The sequence below is a fragment of the Bacteroides sp. AM10-21B genome (assembly GCF_003472565.1).
In the GTDB taxonomy this organism is placed as follows: domain Bacteria; phylum Bacteroidota; class Bacteroidia; order Bacteroidales; family Bacteroidaceae; genus Bacteroides; species Bacteroides propionicigenes.
Window position 1 is genome coordinate 404,045 of record NZ_QRME01000003.1, and the last position, 25,867, is coordinate 429,911.

A 25,867-nucleotide genomic window follows, 5' to 3' on the forward strand; every position below is an offset into this window, starting at 1 on the left:
TAAGGAAATGAAAAATATATTTGAAAATAAAAATAATTCTACTGCTCCTAAGGTTTTTATTAGTTATAGCTATGATTGTGAACAGCATGAACAGTGGGTTGAACAGTTGGCAAATCAATTGAGAACTGATGCCGGAGTGAATGCAATAATAGATAAGTTTGCCCTAAATGTTACAAGCGACTTAAATCAAATAATGATTCAAGGTTTTAAGGATTCAGATAAAGTTGTGATTGTTGTTACAGAGAATTATGCAAAAAAAGCAAAAGAACTAAGTAGTGGTGTTGGATATGAGATGTCTTTGGCTACAATATTAGCTAGAAGAACAGATAGTAAAGAGAAACTTATTTTCATCAAGAGAGATAATACTGATTTTGATTCTGTGTTTCCATTTCAATTTAAGGATTATTACGCTATAGATTTTTCTGAAGATTCTCTTTTTAATGATAGATTTAAAGAATTATACCACAAAATCTGGGGTAAGGAGTTTCATGCAGTTGCTCCTATTGGAAAATCTCCGTTTGATACTCAAGATACATCTGGCTTGATTGATATAACTGCAGAAACAATCTATAAATTATTTGATGATAATGGTTTTGAATGTTATAATCTTACGTATCAATGTATAACAAGTAAGTCTCCTGTTATTTGGCCAGTAGTACCTAGACAACAGGTAAACATAATCCATTTTGCTCAAATTGAAGTTGCAAGAGTTCTTGCTTTATTAGGTTGCCCCTTGAAAGTAATAATTGCAAACTGTGGAAATAATTCAAATATTACACCTAGCAGAGAAGATGTTATTTTTAAAGAAAGCTTAGAAAAAGTATTAAAGAAAAAAGATATTACAAATTACACAATCTCTTTTTTAAATGAATATTATGACCCATTATTTTCTAATGGTGCTCTAATTTTATCTAAGTTTGTAAAAATAAGCTCATCGGTAAAAATAAGCAAACTTTCTTTCTTCAATACTAAAGATGAATCGTATGATGCATCGGCAATACATAAAGTTCAAGATAGAACAACCCTTAAATATATAAGCCCTATTTTTGTTTGGACTGCTAGCGTTTATGAAGCAGAGCAAATGAGTTATTTAGGACAAGGTTCTCCTATTATAATTGCTGGTGCTGATGAAAAGTCTCAATGGGCTCATGTGTTTACTGAAATTAATTCTAGTATCGGTGCTATATTTATTCCTGTGTTAAAACAGGAGGATGATAAAACTATATTTCAAGATACTCAGAAACTCTTTTTCTCAAAGAAAGAATTAGAGGACAAATTGGGTGCAGGCAATATTGATAAATGGTTGTTGCAAACATTTGTGTATTTAGCCTCTTTCCCTGACCGTATAAGAAATTTAAAATCATGTAATAAAACAGATTGTGATGGAAAAAGTAGATGCATTGAATGTATCTTTGCAGATGATTCTGTTAAATTTCCTGATTTTATAAATAAAAGAAAATTTGCAGAATTAATTTATCCCAAAATTAATCCTGCTCAATCATGAAATGAACAAACTAAATAGTTTGCTAATTCTATGGTTGCTTTTGCTTTAGGAAATCTTTACTATACTAATTGAGATAATATCTACTTTACTTTTTAAGATATGATTAGTAAGTTATAGAAACGTCACAACAAATGTTGTGACGTTTCTGTTTCTATTTTTCGATTAATATTTCTATCTTTTTAGCTATTTCTTCCGATGTCGGTAATAGCTTTTTATAGGCTTCGGGCAGTTCGGAAGAAAGGCTGTAGGTTGCCACCCCGATAGGCATATTGGAACTTTTCAAGGCATACTCTACAATCATGCGGCTTTTGGACTTGCAAATGATAATACCGATAGCCGGATTTTCATGTGGTAGTTTTACCGTATCATTCAAAATATTTAGATAGAATTCCATTTTGCCTTTATACTCCGGCTGGAACTCTCCGATTTTTAGTTCTATGGCTATCATGGCTTGCAAACGTCTGTTGTACAGCAGCAAGTCTATGAAGTATTCTTTTCCGTCCACTTCCAGCCGATATTGGTTGCCTATGAATGAAAAATCAGTACCGAACTCCATAAGGAACGCACGGATATTCTTAATAATAGCCTGTTCCAGTTCATATTCCGAATGTTCCTCTGCAAGCCCTACAAGGTCAAATGTATATTCATCTTTTAATGCAAGTATAGCTTGGTTCTTTATTTTATCAGGCAGGGTATTGTCAAAATTGCTTTGCCCAAGTAAATAGTTCTCGTAAGTTTTGGCTTCTATCTTATTGATAAGAACGTCTTTTGTCCAACCGTATTTCTTGGTAGCCAATATATAAAATTGCCGTTGTCGTGTTTCCTTGCACTTCGTCAGAATGACTATATGTTTCGACCAGCTAATTTCTCCAACTAATGGTTGGAGAATTTCATTGGACTGGTATTCAGCATAAAAACGTGCCATGTCCCACATATTGGAAACTCCAAATCCTTTTATCCCCGGAAACTCTTTCTGTATGTCCCGTGAAAGGTTTTCCACAACGGATTTTCCCCAACCTAATGCTGTCTGTTGCTCGGTAATCCGTTTGCCGACTTCCCAGTATAAGGCTATCATTTCCTTGTTTACAGCCTTTAATGCTTCATACTGGGCAGACCTGATACGGGCGGTTATCTCATTTTTGAAATTGAGATATTCGGGGGATAATATAGAATTGTTTTTCTCTGTCATATTCTGTATGTATGATAACTGATTGCAAAGTTATGTTTTTCTTTGGATTAAGTAATGGACTGCTTCTGTTTTATCGCTTCTTTTTTCATCCTACCCGGACAAATCGGGACAGCGCAGGACAAATACGGACACTCCTTTCCGCCTATCCAAATATAGCATATTTAGTCGCTACCTTTGGGCGGGACTATTCCCGTAACCACTAAAATTCCAATTATTTATGGCAAACAGAATGACCCCGCCCACAGAGGGGCAGGAAAAAGACGTGCTGCTGGTCTTGGATAAACAGCAGGGCAAAGTGAGTGCCGTTAAAGGCTTCGACAAGGACGGCAATTCGCAGACCGTATCGCCGACACATGGCGGCGAGTTCATGCAGGTGGACAAAAACAGCGATGTGTTCACCAACTTCATTTCCAACTTCTACCGCAAGTTCCAGGACACTTCCGGGCTGGAACTGTTCAGCGTAAAGGCTTCCGAAGCGGAACAACAGGCAAGGGCTATCGAGGACAACCACCGCAACCCGACACCGGAGGGTAGCAAACAGGCTGAAATGCTACGAGTTCCGAAGCCAGACTTTCACGAGTTCAAGCAGGGATACCGCTTCGACCCGGCAAAAATCGACTGGGAGAACCTAAAGAAAGTCGGTATCACCGCCGACACCCTGAAAAACACGAAAGACTTCGACCGGGTGATGCGTGGCTACAAGTCCCGCAACACCTACACCGTTTCGGGAACGGTGGGCGGCTTCTACCTCAAACCTACCGATGTCAAACTCTCTTTCTATCAGGCTAAGGACGGCACGGTAGTTCCCAAGCTGCACGGTGTACAGCAGGACGAAAAGCTGTTGCAACGCCCGTTCCATGAATACGGCTTCACCAAGCAGGAACAGGGCAACTTGCAGGGTACTGGCAACTTGGGTGGTATCGCAGAAATCAAAGACCCGAAAAGTGGCGAGCAAATCCCCGTGTTCGTCAGCCGGGACAGGTACACGCACGAACTGGAATATATGCGGGCGGACAAATGGAAATGCCCCGATACCATTTGCAACGTGAAAGTCAGCCCGGAGCAGAAAGCCGCCTTTGAAGCCGGGCAAGCGGTCAAAATGGAAAACCTGCAATTCAGGGACGGCACACGGCGTAGTGCCTATTTGCAGGTCAGCGCAGTGGAGCGTGGTTTAGAGTTCCTGCCCCGTGCCGCCGTCCAGTTCTTACAGCAGGGACAGCAGCAGGTAGCCGGGCTAAAGGACGGGCAGGGCATTGAGTTCAACGGTCATGTGCAGCCCGGCGCACAGGGAAAATCCCCCGACAAGGTGCAGCCGAAAGACGTTACTCCTGCCGCCGAGAGCCGGACACAGGTAGCGGTCAATACAGAGGGCAAGACCAACGAAGCCACCAAGCAGGGCAAAGAGCCACTGAAACAGGGACAGCAGAAGCCCACCGCCAAGCAGAAAGAGAAGCAGGAGAAAGTGCAGGACAAGAGCCTGAAAGCGGACAAGCCCAAGAAGTCCAAAGGAATTAAAATGTAGTACCCACCCTTAAAAAGTAAAGAATTATGATTGCATTGATAGCAGAGAAGCCCAGCGTGGCAAAAGACATCGCCCGCATCATCGGGGCGACACAGAAGAATGACGGTTACCTTTCCGGCAACGGGTACATGGTGACATGGGCGTTCGGCCACTTAATCCAGCTTGCCATGCCGGAAGCCTACGGCGTGGCGAACTTCCGTAGGGAGAGCCTGCCCATACTGCCGCCCGATTTCCGGTTAATCCCCCGTCAGGTGAAAGCCGAGAAAGGCTACAAGGCAGACCCCGGTGTGCTGAAACAGTTGAAAGTGATTAAAGAAGTATTCGACCAGTGCGACAAGATTATTGTAGCCACCGATGCCGGGCGTGAGGGCGAATTGATACACCGCTATATCTATAACTATTTAGGTTGTACCAAGCCCTTTGTGCGTCTGTGGATAAGCAGCCTTACTGACAAGGCAATCCGTGAGGGGCTGGATAACTTGCAGCCGGGCGAGCGATACGATAATCTCTACCTCTCCGCCAAGTCCCGCAGCGAAGCAGACTGGCTGATAGGCATAAACGCCACCCAAGCGTTGAGCGTGGCAGCCGGGCAGGGCGTGTTCTCGCTGGGCAGGGTGCAAACACCCACGCTCGTGATGATATGTAGCCGCTATTTGGAAAACAAGAACTTTGTCCCGACCAAGTTTTGGCAACTCAAAGTTAGTGCCGCCAGTGGGGGAATCAGTTTCACCGCCCAATCTACCGCCAAGTGGGAGCGGCAACCCGAAGCCATAACCGCCCTGCAACGGGTAAAGGATGCCGGGCAGCTTATGATGAAGTCCGTTGAGAGGAAAGAAACCACCCAAGAACCGCCCCTTTTGTACGACCTGACTTCACTTCAAAAGGAAGCGAACACGATACTGAACTTTTCGGCGGACAAGACCCTTACCATAATGCAAAGCCTGTACGAAAAGAAAGTGATGTCATACCCCCGAACCGGGAGCCGCTATATCCCGGAGGACGTTTTCGATGAAATGCCGGAGCGTGTTGCCCTGCTGGGGCAATATCCCCGTTTTACCGGATATACCGCCGGGTTGAACGGCGTAACGCTGAACCGCCGCAGCGTGAATGACGGCAAAGTGACCGACCACCACGCCTTAATCGTCACTGAAAACCTGCCCGGTGAACTCTCCAAAGACGAACGGGCGGTTTACGAACTGGTAGCCGGGCGTATGCTGGAAGCCTTTTCGGGCAAGTGCGTGAAAGACGTAACCACCGCCGTGCTGTCTGCCGGAGATACCGACTTCACGGTGAAAGGGTCTGTGATGAAAGAAGCCGGGTGGCGGGCAGTGTTCAGCGAGCAGGAAACGGGAGAGGATGAAGAAGCCGCCAGCCTGCCACCGCTCCGGGAGGGAGAATTTCTGCCACTCTCCGGCGTGGATCTGCTCGAAAAGCAGACCAAGCCGAAACCGCTGCACACGGAAAGCAGCCTGCTTGCCGCAATGGAGAACGCCGGAAAGGAACTGGAGGATGCCGAACTGAAAGCCAGCTTAAAAGATGCCGGGATAGGTACGCCCGCCACCCGTGCGGCGATTATAGAAACATTGTTCGCCCGCCAGTATATCGTGCGTGAGAAGAAGAACCTTGTACCCACCGACAAGGGGCTTGCCGTTTATAAAATTGTCAGGGACAAGAAGATTGCCGATGTCGAAATGACGGGCATGTGGGAAACCGCCCTTGCCAAGATAGAAGCGGGCAGTATGGATGCCGACACGTTCCGAAAGGGCATCGAGGTGTACGCAACGCAAATCACCGCAGAACTGCTGTCGGTACAGCTATCTGTCGCTACTGGTGAAACCTGTCCCTGCCCGAAATGCGGCAGCGGGCGCATCCTGTTTTACCCGAAAGTGGCGAAATGTTCCAACGTGGACTGTACGCTTACCATATTCCGAAACAAGTGCGACAAGCAACTTTCTGATAAGCAGGTTGTCGAACTGGTGACGAAACGCAAGACCGGGCTAGTCAAGGGCTTCAAGGGCAAGAACGGCAAGGCTTTCGATGCTTCGCTGGTACTGGACGAACAGTTCAATGTCGCTTTTTCGTTCCCCGAAAAGAAAGCCAAACCGAAGAAATAGTCTATCTTTACCACTGGAATTTCATTGTGATAAGTTTTTGGGCTTGTAATAATTGAAATTTTAGTGGTTGCGCCCGGAGGGAAACCGGGCGCATTTTTAATGCTTCTTTACTTGTTACAAATTCCCGTCAAACAGATAGGTCGAACGAATAACCCCGTTAGCTAGCACCTTGCTTTCCGCCAGCTTCCACTGCGAGCCGAATGTTTCACCGATGAAGCCGATGCCTTTGCCCACCATGACGGGCACGGTGTAGATAGTCAGACTATCCAACAGTCCGGCTTTTACCAGCGAGGTAAGCAACTTGCCGCCACCCACCACCAGCATGTCATTTTCCTGTTTCAGTTCATAAATCTTTTGCAGCGGTTCTTCGGTCAAGAACTCCACGCCGCAGTCCGGTGTAACATTGGTGTCGTAGTGTGACACCACAAAAGACCGCTTGCTTTTGTGCGGCCACCCGCCCCAGTGCTCAAAGATGTAGTTGTAGGTGTTCGCTCCCACAAGCAGGCAATCCGCTTCCAAGTATTGCTTGCCAACGATATTTTTTATTTCACGGGGTAGCCAGTCCAGTTCCTTGTCTAAGGTGGCTGTGTGTCCGTCAAGAGATACGGCGATATGCGCTTTAATTTGTTTCATCCTATAAGGTGTTAAACAGTTGATAATCTTTTTCAAACTGTCCGCCAGTACCTCAAAAAAGAAGCGTGAACTTACACTGCTCCAAAGTAGAGGTACTGGCATACCTTTGAAACGGGACAGACAAGCCCACGCTATGACAAAGCATAGCATAGACATTGCGCTGAAATCTCGTTTCATTTTGAAAAGTGCCAGTTTTCTACTTTGAGATATTCGGCGAACGAATATGTTATATATAAAGACGAAATCACAACCTCAGTTGTTCAATCGCCGTTATTCTCTTATTTACTTTTGCAAAGGTAGAGAAAATCAATGAAATAACCTTGTAAATAACAGAAATCCTGCCATGTCACAACAACACGGCAGGATAACAGGGAGTATATGTAACCCAATTTAATCTGTGCGTTCACGAATTAACTTGTGTATGTCACTTGCCCGGTAGAAATATTTCCCGTCCAGCATGATATAGGGCAATATGCCTTTCTTGCGGTAACGCTGCAAGGTCTTGGTACTCACTTTCAGCATGAAGCATAAATCCTGATTGTCAAGCAATTTTTCACCGTTCAGGTAATTGTGTTCACTTAACAGGCGGTCTATTTTCCTGTCCTGCATATCGAACCTGTCCATGATACGTTCCATCCATGCCACGAAATTTTCTTTATCTATATACATAGTGCTGTCGGATTAAATTAGACCTATCATAAAATAACTTTGGTTTGCCGGGTCTTTAACGATGATGTCCCGTTCACGCATGAAACGGATATAGCTTTTGGCGGTGCGTTCCTTTACGTCCAAGAACTGCTGTAACTGTTCGCAAAGGTCTATGTAGGTGATATGTGTCTGCCGCCCGAAGATGTCACGGGCAACGCCCACCAACTCCTTTTCCTTGCGTTTCTCCTTTTCTTCACGGGGCTTTTCCCCTTTGTACACGTGCATCCCGGCTTCCTTGTCCCATGCAAAGAGCATCAGGGGTACGTCCAGCGGGCTACCGTCACGCACTTTCAGTGCTTTCACCACCGATTGGGTAGGTTCTTCGTCTTTCTCTATCGACAGGATAGTAGCCGCCTTGCGTTGCAGTTCGCTACCCAAATGCCCCCGCAGTTTTAAGCCGTTCGGTACAAAATGCAGTACGCAAAGAATACAGGTATTATAGATGCCTGCTAGTCGGTAGAGTTCATCTATCACCGCCACGCTTTCCGCTTCATCGTTGGCACTTTTTACGAGGTCGGCGATACCGTCAATGACTACTAACTGGATGCCGCCGTACTGGTAGTAGAACTTATCCATGCTCTGCACAATGGCGTGTAAGCGTTCCTTGCGTGACATACCCGTCAGGCAGAACGCTTTCAGTTCTTCCGGTTTGTCCTGCTGTTTGGCTCTTGCCAGCAGGTTGCCCACATTTTTGAATAACTGTACTTCCGATTGTTCGGTATCATATAGCAAGACCGCCTTATGTTTCCCGTTGGTCATTATCTGTATGCCCAGCGTATCTACTTCCGCATCAGCCGGGCAGATGCAGCCCGCCACGATTGCGGCTACATAATTGCTCTTGCCTGTTCCCTCGCCCCCGGTGATGCCGAACAGGTTGCCTTGTGTTCCCAATGGAACATCGCCCGCCGAAATAATCACTTGCGCTTTGGCGGGCGGGTTGTTGAAATCTATCTCGCACGATTTTAGCATAATCAATGTGTCACTATATAGGTTGTCCAAAAATTCAATAAACAGTTTCAAGAAATCCTCACGGGTGTTCCCGGCTTTGAAGTAGTCGGAAATATCCTTTTCCTCTTTCGTCCCCGGAAGGGGCAGGAGCAGACGTTTCACGCCAAATTCTTCCAATAGCTTTTCTTGCTTGCGTGCGCTTTCCCTGCCTGTCTTGTCCGTATCATAGAGTAATACAATATGCTTGAAGCGGAATGTCAGCCGATAAACCAGCGTGGGCGAGACAGTCACCGTTTCACTGTTGAAGCAGATAGCGTGAAATCCGTGTGCCGCCAAAGAAAGCACGTCTTTCTCACCGCCCGTGATAAACAGGGTATCACCTTTGGCGGGCAGTTGTTCCAGTCCGAAACAATAATTCTCACCGAAGCTGCCGCCGTAGAGGAAACGGGGCGTGGAGAACGGACGATACAGCTTGATATACTGTTTGCCCTTGTAACCGTACATGGGTTCTGTCACCGATGAAACATAGGTGTATGGTTTCCCCTCTGCCGTTTCGCTGTTATACTCCCGGAGGGAACAGACCTTGTAATGTTCCAGCAGTTCAGGCGTGATGCCATATTGTTGCCAGTACATCAGTTCTGCAAGCGGAAATTTCTGTTCTTGGAACTGGTAGGGCTTGACTGGCTTTTCAGGTGTTTCTTCGGTTTTGTCTGCCACATTCCGATTATTTACCGTTGCAGGAATAGCTATCGGAGTTCCTGCCGCCAGTCCCAGCCCCAAATCCCGGTCGATAATCTCCAGTATCTCCACAAAGTCAGCCGCCCGGTTACAGTCCAATCCTTTTAACTGTCCAACGAAGAAAAAGCAGTCGCCGCTATAATTGTCGTTACCGAAATCTTTCATCTTATACATACCGCTATGGCGGTCAAAGTAGATATTACACGATGCTTTCCTATCCTGATAGAGCGGGTTAAGAAAATGCCTGCCTATACGCCAGTCACCGGGCAAGTAATGCTTGAAAACGAACATACCGCTATTTGTCCTGCTTAGTATTTCTTCTTTCCTTAACATATTTCTGATGATTGGTTATCAGTTCGTTTATACACTCCTTGTCACGCTTAATCAGGCGTTCTTCCAACATTCGCTTGACTTCCTTAATCTTATAGAAGTAATGTCCCTTGATGTCGGAGTAAGAAATCATTCCTGCCGCCCGCAGGCGTTGCAGGGTTCGGTCACTGATTTTCAAGAAAGTACATACTTCGTAACTATCCACCCAAATTTCATCTTCATCGGTCTTGTTTTCGTCCAAGTGATTGAAGATGTAATCGGCAATGGCGGTAATCTTGTTGTCAAGTTCCTTGTAGGCTTTTGACTCAAATGTTATAATCTCCATAATGCTAACTTATTGATTTGCCGCAAAGTTCGGTAGAAGAAATAACCTAAAAGTCATGGTCGTACCTATCATGGTATTACTTTTTTAGGCTATTTTTTGGGAATATCGGTGTAAAAACTCCCCCCAAAATATCATTTTCAAAATATATTTCACCATAAAAAGGAAGTACCATATTGGGGTGAACATGGTACTTCTACATATTGGAATACAGAAATTTATAGTTCATATCATTTTCATCCTTTTTTGAACCAACGTGAAATTGTCAAGAAACGGTTACTAATATCTTGTAAGTATCGTATTTGCTTCTTTGATGCCATATAAAAACATCCATGTCGTTTTTATACAATTTAATACGAACCAAGTGAAGTAACTTTGCCGGATAAATGAAATGAATATGAATATTACTTATATATCAATTTATAAAACCAGTCTGCCTGTATTGGTTAGTTTATTAATGGAATACTTAATAGGTTTTACTGATACAGCCTATTTAGGAAGAGTTGGAGAAACTGAATTGGCTGCATCAGCTATAGCTGGTACTTATTATATGATTATATACATGATTGGATTTGGATTCAGCATAGGAGCGCAAATCTTAATAGCCCAATATAATGGAAGCCAACAGTATAAAGAAGCTGGAAAAATTCTCTCACAAGGCATATTGTTTTTGCTGATAATTGCGGTAATAGTAATATTGTTTTCTTCTATAATTTCACCAATTATACTAAAATCAATTATAGATTCTGAATTTGTACTCCAAGCTGTTTTACAATATCTTGATTGGAGAATCTATGGTTTCTTTTTTTCTTTTACAATTATCATGTTTAGAGCCTTTTATATCGGAATAATACACACTTCCGCATTAATGCTCAATTCTATAATTATGGTAGCAATTAATGTTATTCTGAATTATATCTTAATATTTGGAGCATTAGGTATTCCCGCATTAGGCATTTCTGGAGCAGCCATAGCGTCAGTCATTTCCGAAGCGGTTGCGGTAATTCATTTTATCATATATACCCAAAAGAACGTAAGTTCTTGCAAATATGGATTAAAAAGGCGAATAACCATAGATTGTACAATATTAAAAAAGATACTATCTATTTCTATTTGGATGATGTTACAGCATGGATTAGTATTTGGCAGTTGGTTTGTTTTTTTCATTACAATAGAGCATTTCGGGGAGAGGTCATTAGCTATTACGAATATTGTGAGAAACATTTCGTCCTTTCTTTTTCTTTTCGTACAAGCTTTTGCATCTGTTGTTAGTTCTTTGGTTGGAAATCTCATAGGAGAGAATAAAGGTAACTCTATCCTATATGTATGCAAAAAAGTAATATTCTTATGTTACATGACTATTTTGCCGATAATGGTACTGTTCCTGTTTTTCCCATCATCTGCTTTGCGGATTTATAGTGACAATACAGTATTGGTGTTTGAGGCTATCCCTACATTAAAAGTTATGCTAACTTCTTACTTGATAGCTGTACCTACATTCGTATTTTTTAGTGCAGTTTCGGGAATAGGTCATGCTGTCGCTTCTTTATTGATAGCATTTATATCCTTAGTCGTTTACATAGTATATGTGGAAACAATTAGTCATTTTAGTTCGAGTGTTCCACTATTGTGGACATCGGAGCATATTTACTTTTCATGCGTGTTTATACTTTCTCTTTATCATATTCACCATTGGTGGATGCGCTTTATCAATCAAGACAAAAAATTAACCACTAATATTTCTTAGAATTAGAGTTGATGATTATCTTTGTTATATGTATAAAGAATATTCCCCATGTAGCATATTAGCTCCTTTTATCTATCACTTTTGGGAATATAAAGGAGAAACAAGAAGTGGATTGAAATTCAACATTCCACCTCATGGTTGTTCTGATTTTGTTTTCATAGTGGGTAATGCCGCAGATTGCATCAGGAATAGCTTGATAATGAAGCCTTATCATTCCTATTTCTTTGGACCGATGAATACATTTACGGAATTAGTTGCTCACACAAACTTCATTCATATTATAGGAATACGGTTTCGCCCATGCGGACTTTTTCGATTTATAGATATTCCGCTAAACGAATTGACAAATCAAGGAATTGACAGCCAAGAATTTCCAGTCCTTTTTAGTCAATCTTTCATATATCAACTCTGCGAATCCAATCAAAATCCAATTGATGTTATTGAATATGAGTTGGTTAGACAAGTGTACAAAAACAACACGGATACAGAAAAGCAAATATCTTATGCTGTTTCCTTGATTAGTAGGCAGAAAGGTATTGTTTCGATTAAGGAATTGGCAACAGAAGCATGCTTATGCCTACGGCAATTTGAGCGGAAGTTTAAATTTTACACAGGTTATTCGCCCAAAGAATATAGTAGAATCGTCAAGTTTTGGAACGCTATTCACCTTTTAAAATCCAATACTTCATTCGATAACCTTTTGTCTGTCGCTATCCAAGCGGGATATTATGATACACCGCACCTATATAGGGAAGTAAAAAGGCTTTCAGGTAATACACCCAATGCTTTTCTTTCACTCCCAACAAATGAAAAAGTAGAAGTGTTGCATTTTGAATTATAGAAATACAGCAACAACGCTTTTTGTAATTATTTGTTGTGCTAACATTTCATATCATCCTCATTCATCCGTTTAATCAAACTATCTATAAGATGATGAAGATATGCCGTCCGGTCTTTTCTCTCTTTCATAGCTATATAAGAAGCATAGTAATCGCCCAAATCGACTTGAAACACCGTACCAAGAAACTTCATCATTTCTTTTATCTCTACATTGCCGTTATTAATGTCACCCGCAGATACAAGGGCATACCCTAATTCTATCAAAAAGACTTTTTTACCCGTGAAACGGAAAGGATATTTCAGATACTTTTGAAGATTGTCTTCTATCTGATTGTTAGTTTCCAGCTTCACTAATCGTTTGTTCAGATAAATACGCAGCATTTCATTGGCTATAATCTTAGCCACCTTATAGTCATATCCGGTTGAAAAATTCGGGTCTTTATCGAATTGTGCGCTATCGGTACATAAACGTAAATCAGCATTCCCACGAACAAAATAATATTCATCGTACACCGTTGAATGTGAACGGTAGTATTGGTAAAAGTCCAAGTTACGATTGAAGAAGTAGGTCAGATTATCCAGTTCCCGATTGATATAATTTCTAATTACTTCATCGCTACCATTAGGGCATTGTGTTTCTATCCGATAAATCTTATAGAAGAATAACAATCGGGCAAGTATTTCCGGTTTCTGCGTCTTGAAGAATAGTATTTCATCCTCTTTGGTTGGAAAGACATAGGTTTGAACTCTCATCCTTAAATCATTAAGTATGTTTTGTAACTTATGCACCATTGAAAGAGAAGTTTCGATAATATCATAGCCGTAGAGGTCGATTTCTAATATATCGACCTCTATTTGCTCTAATATCTTATCTACTTCTTCTTTCATGGTATAAGTAGTTCATTTCATTCAATTACTGTTCTTTTGATATATAAGAAGGATAATCATCTTTAGACAATCTTTTTTCCAATGTGTCAGGGGATATATCCCAAAGCGTTGGCAAATATTCAAATATGACTTTCCCGTTATCAAGATAAAAACGAACTTTGGAATGAAAGGCGACAGGTTTATATTTATCTTCCCCTATGGGATTATCTCTATATAGCAGCTGATTTTCTTGCCATTTCAATTCTTTCCCGTCAAAAGTCACATCAAATATTCCACAAACTACGGCTTCCATTGTGTAATCTTGAACTGTTGTTGAAACACAGCGCATATAACCTGTGATTTGTTTTGTGCTTTTTCGCATTGCCAATTCATAACAAAACACACTTGTTCCTGTATAATCTTTGGCTATGGTGGTTCTTGCTCCTTTATCATCCAAATTGTAAACCAATTCTTGGGTGACAGTTGTCATATTGAACTTAAAGCCGTTTTCTGTTGTCACCAAATTTGAGAATGTCATTTTGTCGCTATATGCGCCTTCTAAATTTCCGTTCTCTAATTTATAAACTGCACCAGTAAGCAATGTTTTGCCAATGATATTCTCCCTTAAAAATTGAATTATTTCGTTTTTCATTTTATTTTTTGTTTCAATGGGTAAATAAATTTATGTTACCAATTCTTCCGTGCTTGTTTTATCGGGAGTATTGGGCTACATTATAACACGATGCGCTCAAATTTTCTGTCTATCCACAAAACTACTTCTTCCGTATGGAAACAAAGAATGCAATAATCCGGGTCATTTACACCTTGCGGGAAATAGTGTAACATATAGTCTTGCCAAAAGCTCTGACGGTTTTCCTCATCAGTAAGTATTTCTATTTTTCCGGTTAGAGTAACGCTGTCCGCTTCGTGAACAAAGCAAATCCCGGCTTTTGAATTTTGTCTGATATGTTTTACCTTTTCTGTGGATAAGGCTGTTGTCATCCATAAAGTTGATATATCGGTATGGCGCAATAGGTCGATAGCTACCGGGCGAGGATAACCATTTTCACTGATAGTGGAAAGTATGGTGTAACCACATTGTTCAAGTACCCATTCAGCCTGCTGTCTGATAGGCATCCAGCGTTTGAGCGTGGGCAGGAACTTGCGCAGTCCTTCGATAGCTTCTTCTTTGGTAAAATTACTTCCTGACGCTTCGTTAAATGCAGCCAGACTTTCGGACTGGGTATTCAGTTCGATTTGTTCTTCCAATGAATGGTTGGTGAAAAATCCTTTTTGGAAACAGTGGCAGCAATATTCAGTACACAAACATCCGTTACCGTGAGTTCCCAGCAAATCATCAGTGGGCATAGGCATACCACAACTTTGGCAAATTCTCTGTTTCATATTTACTACTTGTTTTCTAATGTTACTATATTGTTTGTCTTAATGAACTTGTAAAATTACTACTATTGGTATCTGTTCTATTGTATAAAAACGACTTTATGGCGAAATATCTATTAGTATGCAAAGTTATTTCTATTATCTGATACCAAGAGATAATCGGATAAGGACGGTATCGAATAAAACACATTTTTAGGGTTACAGTTTTCTAAGGTTGTCACTTCATTTTGTGGAATACTCCAAGCGGCAGACAGACACATCACATTGGCTTTCCTGCACTCCGTTATATCTGAAAGTGCATCCCCAATATATACAATTTCATTTGCAGCCAAATGATAATCATGCAAGAGTCCTTTCAATGCTTCCGCCTTAATGTTCCTTTCAGCGTTTCCCGTAATGACTTTTGTAAAAGAAGTTTTCATATTGAATTGCTTGAGAGTTATATCACAACTATTCATCCCCTTTCCGGTGATAAGTACCACAATAATACCCTTTTGTTTTAATAAGGCTATCAACTCACGTATTCCCTCAAAAGGCGTTGGACACATTTCTTGATGCAAATTCTTATAAATCACATAAAAGTTATGCAACGCCTGTTGCCGATAAGGTTCATCAACGACACAGCCAATCATGCCTTCTTCATTCAAACCAAAAGTAAGCACCACTTCTTCGTCCGACAATTCATGTCCGATATATGGTCGTGTGGCTTTCTTGAAAGCCTGTATGCACATCGGCAAGGTATTGCCTATCGTACCGTCCAAATCGAAAGCGACTAATTTAATCATGGCTATATGGAAGTATTGATTTTCCGAATTACTTTACATGGATTTCCTACGGCAAGGCTGTTTGCCGGAATGGATTTGGTGACAACACTTCCCGCTCCGATAACGCTTCCCTGACCGATAGAAACACCCGGCAGAATAATGACACCGCCACCAATCCAGCAACCGTCCTCAATGGTAACAGGCAGGGCATACGTGTGACGGATATATGCTATCCCGTTCTCTGTTTCTGTCGGTGTCAGCCGCTCATTCAATTCAACAGGGTGGGTAGCCGTATAGATTTGTACATTGGGGGCTATCAATACATTGTTGCCGATAATGATTTTGTTGCAATCCACAAAGGTGCATCCGGTATTTATGCTGACATTGTTACCTATGCTGATGTTGCAGCCATAATCACAGATGAAAGAATGTCCTACTGAAACTTTCTTGCCGATACTTTCAAACATTTCTTTCAGTATTGCATACTTCTCTTCCTTACACTCATATGGCAAGGAATTGTATTTCAGCAACAGTTCATGAGTTTTTCTTTTAAACTCCATAAATATGGGAGCATGGCAATCGTACCATTCACCCGACAAGCATTTTTCCAATTCATTTTTCATATCTTAATGATGATAAAAGTTACTGCTTTATTTTGTTTGTGGCAAAGTTATACATATCCAAGCGTAAATATATGTATTGTTTTTCTTTTTATTTGTATCTTTACGCCCAAATAACAAAATTCATAAAATGAAAAGGGAAAATCTACATCAACCGTTTGAAATCTGTTTCAGTGAACTGGACGAATCACAATTAAAGGAACACGACCATACTTTTTTTGAATTGGTGTATATTCTATCGGGAACAGGTATTCAGTGGATAAACAACAATAAATTTCCGTATCATGACGGACATCTTTTCATGATTACTCCCGGTGACATACATTCTTTCGACATTCATACTACTACAAAGTTCGTCTATATAAAATTCAATGACATCTACATTCATTCGGCTGTTTTTGGAGCGGAGAACATTCAACGGCTGGAATTTATATTGCAACACGCCAATCACCGCCCCGGCTGTATATTACGCAATCAAACCGATAAATTGCTGGTAAAACCTATGATAGAAGCGATTATCCGTGAATATGTGAATAGGAATATATACAGCAGTGAAATTATCACGCAGTTAATCAACACGATTGTTATTGTTGTTGCCCGTAACATTGCTATGTTCCTGCCTGAACAGATAGATGAAAATTCAGAAGAAAAGTCACTGAACATCTTACAATATATCCAATCCAACATTTGCTATCCCGAAAAGATAAAAGCCAAAGCGATAAGCCAGCATTTTGGTATTTCACCCAATTATCTTGGGAGATACTTCAAAAAGCAGACCAACGAAACCATGCAGCAGTATATCTTAAACTATAAGATGAAAATGGTGGAAAGTCGGCTTTTACACAGCGAAATGAGAATTAGCGAGATAGTAGAGGAATTGGGATTTACGGATGAAAGCCACTTGAATAGGCTATTCAAGAAATACAAAGATTGTAATCCTACTGATTTTAGGAAGAAGCATAGGGGGCAATAAAGTTCTTTTTTAGTGCAAGGTGCAAGTATATATCTATATATATATAGCTTGCACCTTGCACTAACCGTAGAATATTTATTTTCAATGATTTGCATAATTCAAAAGAAAGCCGTATCTTTGAACCGTAGTTTTAGGCAGACAACGAACAGCCAAAAGGTGACAGAAAAGCGTAGATTTTGTAACCTAAGTTGTACCCCCTAAGGCTTTGACACATTGATAAAGAATTGAATTTCAAGGATATTGAGATACAGGTTCATAACCCTGTCTCTCCGCAGAATGATTGTAAGAAATCAATTTTATACGAAACACGATATTTGTTTCTAACAAGTCTTTGCCTTGAATACAGGAACAGCCTTTTGTATTTCTGATTCAAATCCAAACCAATAGCCGCATTGAGCTGTCTCATCAAGTGGGAGAAAGCAAAGCCGAAGACTGTCTTTATAATCTCCATATATGACTTCCCATTTTTCTGGTGGAACCTGATGTTTGGTTTTTACCTTTTCTGCCGGGACTTTTTTTAATGACATACCGGCTTCTATCCATGCGATGCTGGCTTGCATTTGATACTCCGGATAATTTTGTTTGCAGTATTCGTATAGTATAAGACCTCGTTTTTCCAAGCTCATGGGTTGGTCTATAAGGTTTATCCGTATTAGGTATTCAAGAAAGCCAGACAAGAAAGATTGATCGTTTAATATCAATTCTCTTGTCAGTGATTGCCAGGCAGGAGTATTATAAAAGCCGTCTAACAGGCGGGATAGTTGGCGGGCCGTTTGCAGTTCGCTGACACTGATTTCGTTTGTTTCTAAAACTTCGTAGGGTGGGAAGGGGGAATAGCTTATCCCGAGTTCTTTGGCTCGTCGGCGCATTTCTGTGCCGGGAAGCAATTTGAGTGACTCCAGCTGTATTTCTCCTGCATTATATTCGACAAGGGTATATACATCTTCAAATATTTCATTAAGATGATAGAGGGGAAGTCCGGCGATGAGGTCGGCATGGGTTTCCATATTCGGGAGTGAACAGAGAAACTCCAACCCTTCTAAGGCATCGGATAACTTACCCATACGGCGGCTTTGTTCAAGGACGGGTTCGCGCAAACTTTGGATTCCCGCTTCAAGATGTAGCAGTCCTTGAGGTAACTGTTTTAGTTCTTCTTTTAATTCATCGGAAAGCAATGCCGGATGTATTTCCAAATGGAAACGTATGTCGGGATATTCTAAAAAGAGTTGGAGCAATTCTTTTGCGCGTCGTGTATTATAATTGAATGTACGGTCAAGGACACGTACGTTTTTGATACCATGTTCATGGATGGTATGAAGCCGTTGGCGGATGCTGTCAATGGAGAGGGTGCGTATCGGTTTTTCACCTCCACTGACGCAAAAGGCACATGTGTTGAAACATCCGCGTGTAGTTTCAAGCTGGACAAACGGTTTGCTCCAATTGAAGAAGCGGCTGTTTTCGGGTGGAATTAATCCGGAGAAATTTGATACACGGGCTATCCCATTATCCTTATATTGTTTATCTGCGTCCAAAAAACATAATCCGGGGATAGTATTCCACTGTTCCGGATGATTCCAGCAAGTTAACCATTGGGGGAATGCTTCTTCTCCTTCTCCTCTGAATACACAATCCACAAAAGGGTTTTTGCGCAGAAAGAATTCATTATCTCCGAGAAATTCCGGACCGCCTAATATGAGGCAGGTTTCGGGAAGCAATGCTTTCAGTCTTGATGTGATATGTAATAATTGTTCGTGATTGAACAGCCAAGCTGTCGCAGCAATAATATCAGGCTTATGGTGGTAGGCATCATCTACAATGCTTCCTACGTTTTCATTAATTGTGGCAGATACGATTACCCACTCAATAGAGGTATTTTCCGCTATCTGTGCATGTAGTGCGGGAAGTGCCAGCGAGGAATGAGCGTAAGAACAATTCAGGTCTATCCAGAGAATTTTCATATTTGATTAATTTTCATCTTTGCAAAGATAGATGATTTTACTGTTAGGATAAATAAAAAAGTATATATTTGCGGGAGATTAATAAATCCGGATAGATTCAAAAGCTATGAAATATCTCCTTTATATCTGTTTCTTATTCTTGGCGAACAGCGTTTTTCCGAGGAGTCAGGAGAAAAAGTATAATGGGCAGGCTTCGCTTTATACGGAGCAGCACATAACGGATATATATATGACCAATCCCGATAGTGCATTACTGTTGCTGGATGAGGCTGAGGAGAAGAAACTAATGTTGCCTGTTCAGATAAACGATTTGCGCAGTATGGTCTATCGCCATAAATATCAATGTAAATTGGCTTTTCACTATGCGCGGAAAGCCTATGTACAGGACTCTATAGCAAGTAATAATCCCGAACGTTTACTGAAAACGACAATTATGTTGGCGGAGCTGTCAAGCCTGTTGAGTGAATATGAGGTGAGTAATCGGTATGTTGTTGAAGGTGTCCGGCTGGCAAGGAATATAAATGATAAACAGGCAGAAGTCCGGCTGCTGTTCTGTATGGGCGAAAACAAACGCCGGTTGTCTTTTAAAAAAGAGGCTTACGAGACGTTTGATGAAGCTATCCGGCTTTTGAGTGATGCTGATAATATATATGGTCTGCGTACGCTTTCTTATTTTACCGGAGTTAAAATGAGTTTCTTGATAGATGATGGATTGATAGATGATGCTTTGACTGTCGGGTTGTACAGACAGAGGTTGCTGGAGAAAATGGAAAGGACAGAAGGAGTGCAAGCTGCTTATTTGGATTTACAAAAATCATATTTATATTCAAAATTGGCTTACCTTTATTATCGTTTGGGTGATAAGCGGAAAGCGGAGGAGTGTTTTGCGAAGTATAAATCAACTAAAGCCGCGTCAACCCCTGCCGGGAAATACGATGCTACTCCTTATCTGCTCCTCGCAGGTCAATATCAGGAGATATTGGATAATTGTCGTGACTTGAAAAACGTCTTTAGGGAACAGGATACGGTCAACTATCAGTATCGTGGTGTTTTGTCTAAGGAAATAATGGCTTATACCGGTTTGGGAAAGTACAAGAGAGCCGTTGAACTCAGTGCTGCTTTTATAGCTTTAACAGATAGTATACATCAGCGTGAAAAGACAAATGCGGCGTTGGAGTTGGATGCTTTGTATGATGCTGATGAAAAAGAAAGGCATATTGCGGAGCAGGCTTCCCAATTGAGGATACGGACAATCTCTTTGGTTTTTATTTGCCTTTTGGTGTTACTGGCATTATTTTTCCTTTGGAAAGTCTGGTTGCAGAACCGTAATATAAAGGATAAGAACAGGACGTTGATGAAGTATATAAATGAGGAACTTTCCGAGCAAAATAAAAAATCTCAATCGTTTGAGGAAACAGATAATGGTCTTCTGCAAGATGAATTGGATATGGAGCCTGCGGATGTGGGACAGGAATATGAAATCAATAAATTGGTTTTTCAGAAGCTGGATTCTCAGATAAGAAGAGAAGAATTGTATCTTTCTGCTGATTTATCAAGAGAAGATTTAGTTAGAATGGCGCGTATGAATAATACTCGTTTTGCTAAAATGATAAAAGAGAATACAGGTACTAATCTAAATGGCTATATCAATGAATTGCGTTTAAATCATGCCATACAGTTGCTGAAAGAACATCCTGAGTATACTTTACGTGCCATAGCAGAGGCTTCCGGCATTAATAGTATGCCTACTTTTCATAACTTGTTTAAAAGTAAAACGGGAATGACGCCTTCGGAATTTAAAAAGGTTCAAATGGAACTGAAGTAATAAATCTCTGTAAAACAGTATTGTAAGACTTTTCTTTATAAACTTGAGGACATTTTTTTATAGTAGGCGTTGATGAAGTTGCATTCTTCAATAGGGAAATGCTTTCCTTTGCGGTGCTAAACAACTGCTATGTATATACTTTGCTTCTTATTATTGCTCTCTGTAGTTATGGCTGTTTATGGCTTGCAAGCATATAAACGATGTAAACTCTTGGGTTGTAACGTTATGCGTGCAATATCTGATCCTGTTTTCCTTATCAGCAAGGATGGAGAGGTGATGAAGACGTATAATGAGAAAATAGACAGGTATATATTTCATTTGAACCCGGTGGTTCATGAGCGTAGGGCAAACCTTAATCAATGGTTTTCTGAAGATTCAACCAGGCATATTTTGGAGTTAATCGGTAAAGTGCTCAGAACAAAGGAAGAGGTCGAAACGGTTGTTTCTGTAAATTTGGAAGCGGGTGGAACTACTCAAGATAAAGTGAGGATTTTTTATTTTAATAAGAGTAGCGTTTTATTGATGATAAAGACTGTTTCAGTAACCAATTATGAGTTTGAGGAAATAAAGGAACGTAATTTCCTAATGGAGCATATATTGGATAATTTGCCGGTAGCAACTACCGTGAAAGATATTACTAACAGTTATAAGTACTTAATATGGAATAGGAAAGCGGAAAGCTTGTATAATCTTTCACGTGGTAATATAGTGGGAGAAAATGCGGATGTGCTATCCAAGGAAGTAGCTGATAGTTTTTGGCGGACCGATATGGAAGCAACCCGTAAAGGAACGTCTGATTCGATACAGCATTTGCACTTGTTTGATGGTAAAGAGCATATCTTAAGTATGCATAAGAAGCTTTTGTATTATAATGGTGAAGCACGTTGGCTTATTAGCTCGGCTTTGGATATAACCGAATTGAGTGAAAAGACCCGGCAACTGGAAGAACAGACCCTGCAGCATCGATTGTTATTGGAAACAATAAATTTGAAATTCTGGAAATGGGATTTAAGGCGGAAAGAGATTTATCTGAATGGGAATCTGGAAAACGGTTCGAAGTGTACAGTGATAAAAGAGGAAGACTATTTTTCGCAGATACTGCCGGAGTATAGAGAAAGTATATTGGAGGGGCTGAGGAGAATAAAAAATAGAGAGTTGGATTATTATGCCGGTGAATACAGGTGTGTAAGTGATGATGGAAAAGTTCATTGGCGTGAAGGGTTTGGTGCTGTTTACAAGTGCGATGAGAATGGGGAACCTACGGTAGTGATTGGTGCCACTCATCTGATTGATGAAAGAAAGCGACTGGAGATACAGCTTTGGGATGCTAAAGAAAAGGCGGAAAAGGCCAATAGGGTAAAATCAGCTTTTCTGGCAAGTATGAGTCATGAAATTCGTACGCCATTGAATGCTATTGTTGGATTTTCCAGTATTCTGACGCACATAGAAAGCGAGGATGAGCGGGAAGAGTATAATAAAATTATTCAGCGTAACAACAAATTGTTGTTGAAGCTGGTGGATGATATGCTTGATGTTTCGAAGATTGAAGCCGGTCATATAGATTTGTGTTACAAGTGGTTTAATATCTCGAAAGCGATTGCTGAAAGCGTTGAGGAGTGGAAAGATAAGAATGAAGTAAAAGTCCGGATTAATGGACCAAAAAGAGAGTGTCTGGTTGAGCTTGATGAAAGGCGTGTAAGACAGTTGTTGGATAATCTTCTGTCTAATGCCATAAAATATACAACAAAAGGATATATAGATATAACTTATGAAGTAAATAAACAGGAGTTGAAGTTGAGTGTAACTGACACAGGATGTGGAATACCGAAGAATAAACTTTCTACAATCTTTGACCGATTTGAAAAACTAAACTCTTTTGCACAGGGGACTGGTTTGGGGTTATCGATATGTAAGTCTATTGTAGAGAGTATGGGTGGAATCATAGGCGTTGATTCCGAAGTCGGTGTAGGAAGCAAATTTTGGGTAAGTCTGCCCTGCTGTTCACAACTTATTGAAGGATACTAAAAAGTATCCTGAGTTCTGTTTATTCTGGGGTCCCGTAGGTCGTTGAGATTTGCGGGACTTTTTTATGCTAATCTACCCGTAGAAGCGGCTCAGTTTGAAATCTTGAGGGCTTACCCTTTGCAGACTAGCTTCATATCACAGACTCTGTATAACCCCCGCCAAATTGTCTGTCCTTTCCAGTCCCAGCTTCTTGCGTAGCCGCAAGCGTGCCTTTTTCAGGGCTTCTTCGGATTGGAAAGTGATTTGGGCAATATCCTTGTTGCTCATATTCAGTTTCAGGAATACACACAGCTTGCGCTCGTTGTTGGTGAGGGTGGGGTAGTGTTCGTTCAGTTTGTCATAGAAGCCGGTATTGACTTCGAGGAACAGAGTCTCGAATTCTTCCCAGTTGGCATACGTTGATTTACTTTTGTAGTAGTTGATGAGAGAGCGTATGTCCTTATGCTTCTCTTCATCGTCTCCTTTCTCTATGTTTTCCAGCATCTTTATGCAGTAGTTGTCGCTTTCGGCATTCTGTATCAGTTTCAGGGTGGCGGAGGTCATTTCCTTTTGACTGTATTCCAGCTTGCTGTTGGCTTGGTCTACTTCCAGTTTGAGGACTTTCTTTTTCAGACGGTTGGAACGGTATAGTTGGGCGGTAAGGATGATGATGAGCAGGGTGGCGGAAATGAGGAAGAAGATGATATAACGCTGGTTGCGTATCTGTAACGTCTGGTTGGCCTGCTCCAGTTCATAGTTTTGTATTTCTTTTTCGTATTTGTAGGAACTCTCCATTAAGGCTATCTGGCGAATGTTCTTTCCGTTGAGGATGCTGTCGCTTAGTTGTTTGTACAGCACGTGGGCGTTATATGCATCCTTAAATTTCCCCGTATCTGCATAGATGCCCGACAACAATTCCTGAATGTGTTTGTTGAGTTCCATATAGTTAATCTTACGACCTATCTGCAAGGCTTTGTTGGCATACTCCAAAGCGCGGGCATATTGCTTGCGGTTATAGTGCAGCGTACCCAGCAAACGTAAGATTTCACCATGTGCATACTCTATTTTGGCTTGTTGCGCCATAGCGAGCGCACGGGTCAGATTCTCTTGCGCTTTGTCGTACTCCCCCTGTTCAATGTAGATGCAGCTGATGTTTATTAATAGGTTGATACTTAATCCGATGTTGATTCCGGCTGATGTCCGTACTCCTTCTTGCAGATAGTGCAGCGCTTCGGGGCGGTGCATACGTTTGTAGATGTTGCCGATGTTGGCATAGCAGGCGGAAATCAGGAAAGGGTCGTTCAGCTCTTTACTTAGTTGCAGCGCACGGTTGAAATCTTTCAGGGCAGCTTCTTGTTCGTTCTGTTCCGATTTGACACTTCCCATATTGACAAGCAATCCGCAGATGCCTCTTTGGTCGTTCAGTTCTTCGTAGATGTGCAGCCCTTTCAGGTAATATTCCAATGCACGCAGCGGGTCTCCCTGTCTGTTGAGAGCGGTTGCTATGCTGGATTGGGCTTTTGCCAGCATTGTTTTGTTATTGCTTTCGGTGGAGAGGACGATGACTTCTTGCAGTTTCCGGATGCCTTGCGGATATTCTCCCCGACTTGTCAGATTGTTTGCGGAGTTGTATAGCAATTTGATGCGTATGGCAGGGTTTTTTAATGCGGTGCTTGCTCGAAGGCCTTTTTCTATGGCTTCATCACTGGCTTTTATGTTTCCCATGGCCTTTTGGACAACGCTGATAGCAAGGAGGTAGTTGCAGATGCCGGTTTGGTCTTTTACACGTTCGGCTATGTCCAGTGCTTTCTCGAAATATTCCAGTGCCGTTTTGGGAGTGTTTCTCGCTGTCAGTCCGGTAATCCACAGTCCGGCGGCTTCTCCTTCGGGATAGTTCAATCCGGTAGCAATCTTTTGTGCCTCTTGGGCGTATGCTTTGGCTCTGTCGGCATTGATGGCGTAGAGTTCGTAACCCAATTTGTTGAGGAGATTCACTCTTACGGTGTCTGCATAGGTGTGTGTTGCCAGTTTCTTTTCCAAATTCTCTATGGCGGGAGTCTGTGAAGAAACGGTAGAAAGGAAAAATAGAATGAAAAGAGGAAATAATAAGATTATCCTATTGCTTGTTTTGTCCATCTGCCTTATTTACTGTTTGTTATCTAATGACTGCAAAGATAATGTCCACTTATCTTTTCCACAAGTTTTTGGTGAAATTAATTCATTTGTCCACTTTTTGTCCCCTTGTTTCCGATCTGAGTATATATAGCGATACTCTATATTTGCAACAACTAATCATCGCGTTGGAAAAAGTAAAGGAAAGCACATATATGGAGTTAGTTATTGTAACCGGATTCGTACTTATTATAATAGGCTTCTATTGGGGTATGAAGTACGGTAGGAGGGTTCGGAAGATAAAGGCGAAACGGAGTTATCAGGTTTGTCTGATGGCTGATGAGATAGAATGGTCTCACCCGCATTTGCATTGCATTATTTTTGCGTTTGACCGTTCGGGACATTTGGTCCGTAAATTCCCTGAGGCGGAGATGAAACTGTCGAAAGGGCAATATATGCTATATTGTATAGTGGAAGAAGGCTTTTTGAACTTTTGCGTATTGTTTGTTCCTCATGCGCTTAGCTTGAGCGGAGTGTCTTGTCGTGAGGATATTGATAGGTTGTTTGGCGATGTCTCCGGTATGCAGATTGCCGAAACCGGTGTTTGGGAGGTAGAGCGGAATGCGGTGTTGCCTTTGTATCCTGTAAATACTCTTGACATAAACTAAATTTCAATAAGTAAGTGTTGAATTTTAATTTATATCAAGAGTATCTGTCATTCAGAGCGTAGCGAAGAATCTACTCTCTT

Annotated in this window: 21 protein-coding genes; 9 read left to right on the forward strand and 12 right to left on the reverse strand. The window is 41.4% G+C overall.

Annotation, left to right across the window (positions count from 1 at the left end):
- Positions 1 to 7: 7 nt before the first annotated feature.
- The gene (locus tag DW121_RS05845) at positions 8 to 1,504 is read left to right on the forward strand and encodes a toll/interleukin-1 receptor domain-containing protein (protein ID WP_118323256.1); all 1,497 of its coding nucleotides are present in this window, start codon (positions 8 to 10) and stop codon (positions 1,502 to 1,504) included.
- A gap of 151 nt (positions 1,505 to 1,655) precedes the next feature.
- Here DW121_RS05845 and DW121_RS05850 read toward each other — a convergent pair whose 3' ends face one another.
- Positions 1,656 to 2,693, reverse strand: coding sequence for a YhcG family protein (locus DW121_RS05850; protein WP_118323257.1), 1,038 nt, complete (start codon positions 2,691 to 2,693; stop codon positions 1,656 to 1,658).
- Positions 2,694 to 2,910: 217 nt separating this feature from the next.
- On the opposite strand from DW121_RS05850, the gene DW121_RS05860 reads away from it, so the two are divergent.
- Positions 2,911 to 4,215 carry a DUF4099 domain-containing protein gene (locus DW121_RS05860; RefSeq protein ID WP_118323259.1) on the forward strand — a complete coding sequence of 435 codons (1,305 nt, stop codon included), beginning with the start codon at positions 2,911 to 2,913 and terminating at the stop codon, positions 4,213 to 4,215.
- Between the two features lie 26 nt (positions 4,216 to 4,241).
- Positions 4,242 to 6,329, forward strand: coding sequence for a type IA DNA topoisomerase (topB, locus tag DW121_RS05865; RefSeq protein ID WP_118323260.1), 2,088 nt, complete (start codon positions 4,242 to 4,244; stop codon positions 6,327 to 6,329).
- Positions 6,330 to 6,443: 114 nt separating this feature from the next.
- On the opposite strand, the gene DW121_RS05870 is transcribed toward topB, so the two are convergent.
- The 4 genes from DW121_RS05870 to DW121_RS05885 form a co-directional block, all read right to left on the reverse strand.
- Entirely contained in the window at positions 6,444 to 6,962 is a 519-nt protein-coding gene (locus DW121_RS05870; RefSeq protein ID WP_118323261.1) for a dihydrofolate reductase family protein, read from the reverse strand.
- A gap of 390 nt (positions 6,963 to 7,352) precedes the next feature.
- The gene (locus tag DW121_RS05875; RefSeq protein ID WP_118323262.1) at positions 7,353 to 7,631 is read right to left on the reverse strand and encodes a helix-turn-helix domain-containing protein; all 279 of its coding nucleotides are present in this window, start codon (positions 7,629 to 7,631) and stop codon (positions 7,353 to 7,355) included.
- Positions 7,632 to 7,643: 12 nt separating this feature from the next.
- Positions 7,644 to 9,689, reverse strand: a complete 2,046-nt coding sequence (locus tag DW121_RS05880; RefSeq protein ID WP_118323263.1) for a bifunctional DNA primase/helicase — start codon at positions 9,687 to 9,689, stop codon at positions 7,644 to 7,646.
- Positions 9,652 to 10,011, reverse strand: a complete 360-nt coding sequence (locus DW121_RS05885; protein ID WP_087426971.1) for a helix-turn-helix domain-containing protein — start codon at positions 10,009 to 10,011, stop codon at positions 9,652 to 9,654. Before DW121_RS05885 ends, DW121_RS05880 begins: the two co-directional genes overlap by 38 nt.
- A 394-nt stretch (positions 10,012 to 10,405) precedes the next feature.
- Here DW121_RS05885 and DW121_RS05890 point away from each other — a divergent pair, with 394 nt between their 5' ends.
- Together DW121_RS05890 and DW121_RS05895 are read left to right on the forward strand one after the other, a co-directional pair.
- A complete protein-coding gene (locus DW121_RS05890) occupies positions 10,406 to 11,755 on the forward strand; it encodes an MATE family efflux transporter (protein ID WP_118323292.1) in 1,350 nt (449 codons plus the stop codon).
- Between the two features lie 28 nt (positions 11,756 to 11,783).
- On the forward strand, positions 11,784 to 12,596 hold the full coding sequence (locus DW121_RS05895) for a helix-turn-helix domain-containing protein (RefSeq protein ID WP_118323264.1): 813 nt from the start codon (positions 11,784 to 11,786) through the stop codon (positions 12,594 to 12,596).
- Positions 12,597 to 12,634: 38 nt separating this feature from the next.
- On the opposite strand, the gene DW121_RS05900 is transcribed toward DW121_RS05895, so the two are convergent.
- From DW121_RS05900 to DW121_RS05920, 5 genes are all read right to left on the reverse strand, one after another.
- Entirely contained in the window at positions 12,635 to 13,483 is an 849-nt protein-coding gene (locus tag DW121_RS05900; RefSeq protein ID WP_118323265.1) for an RteC domain-containing protein, read from the reverse strand.
- 25 nt (positions 13,484 to 13,508) lie between these two features.
- Positions 13,509 to 14,114 carry a hypothetical protein gene (locus DW121_RS05905; protein WP_118323266.1) on the reverse strand — a complete coding sequence of 202 codons (606 nt, stop codon included), beginning with the start codon at positions 14,112 to 14,114 and terminating at the stop codon, positions 13,509 to 13,511.
- An 80-nt stretch (positions 14,115 to 14,194) separates the two neighbouring features.
- Positions 14,195 to 14,866 carry a zinc ribbon domain-containing protein gene (locus tag DW121_RS05910; RefSeq protein ID WP_118323267.1) on the reverse strand — a complete coding sequence of 224 codons (672 nt, stop codon included), beginning with the start codon at positions 14,864 to 14,866 and terminating at the stop codon, positions 14,195 to 14,197.
- A gap of 113 nt (positions 14,867 to 14,979) precedes the next feature.
- Positions 14,980 to 15,648, reverse strand: a complete 669-nt coding sequence (locus tag DW121_RS05915; RefSeq protein ID WP_087426976.1) for an HAD family hydrolase — start codon at positions 15,646 to 15,648, stop codon at positions 14,980 to 14,982.
- A 2-nt stretch (positions 15,649 to 15,650) separates the two neighbouring features.
- Entirely contained in the window at positions 15,651 to 16,250 is a 600-nt protein-coding gene (locus DW121_RS05920; RefSeq protein WP_118323268.1) for a sugar O-acetyltransferase, read from the reverse strand.
- 127 nt (positions 16,251 to 16,377) lie between these two features.
- Here DW121_RS05920 and DW121_RS05925 point away from each other — a divergent pair, with 127 nt between their 5' ends.
- Positions 16,378 to 17,220: an AraC family transcriptional regulator gene (locus tag DW121_RS05925; protein ID WP_007665467.1), complete on the forward strand. Its 843-nt coding sequence runs from the start codon at positions 16,378 to 16,380 to the stop codon at positions 17,218 to 17,220.
- A 320-nt stretch (positions 17,221 to 17,540) separates the two neighbouring features.
- On the opposite strand, the gene DW121_RS05930 is transcribed toward DW121_RS05925, so the two are convergent.
- Positions 17,541 to 19,178 (reverse strand): B12-binding domain-containing radical SAM protein, encoded by a 1,638-nt coding sequence (locus DW121_RS05930; RefSeq protein WP_118323269.1) that lies wholly within the window; start codon positions 19,176 to 19,178, stop codon positions 17,541 to 17,543.
- A 106-nt stretch (positions 19,179 to 19,284) separates the two neighbouring features.
- On the opposite strand from DW121_RS05930, the gene DW121_RS05935 reads away from it, so the two are divergent.
- On the forward strand, positions 19,285 to 21,003 hold the full coding sequence (locus tag DW121_RS05935) for a helix-turn-helix domain-containing protein (protein WP_118323270.1): 1,719 nt from the start codon (positions 19,285 to 19,287) through the stop codon (positions 21,001 to 21,003).
- A 225-nt stretch (positions 21,004 to 21,228) separates the two neighbouring features.
- Positions 21,229 to 23,028: a PAS domain-containing sensor histidine kinase gene (locus DW121_RS05940; protein WP_158573917.1), complete on the forward strand. Its 1,800-nt coding sequence runs from the start codon at positions 21,229 to 21,231 to the stop codon at positions 23,026 to 23,028.
- Between the two features lie 135 nt (positions 23,029 to 23,163).
- Here the strand turns inward: DW121_RS05940 and DW121_RS05945 are convergent, their stop codons facing one another.
- Positions 23,164 to 25,143 (reverse strand): tetratricopeptide repeat protein, encoded by a 1,980-nt coding sequence (locus DW121_RS05945; protein ID WP_118323272.1) that lies wholly within the window; start codon positions 25,141 to 25,143, stop codon positions 23,164 to 23,166.
- A gap of 191 nt (positions 25,144 to 25,334) precedes the next feature.
- Here DW121_RS05945 and DW121_RS05950 point away from each other — a divergent pair, with 191 nt between their 5' ends.
- Positions 25,335 to 25,787 carry a hypothetical protein gene (locus DW121_RS05950; RefSeq protein ID WP_147399663.1) on the forward strand — a complete coding sequence of 151 codons (453 nt, stop codon included), beginning with the start codon at positions 25,335 to 25,337 and terminating at the stop codon, positions 25,785 to 25,787.
- Positions 25,788 to 25,867: the final 80 nt, after the last annotated feature.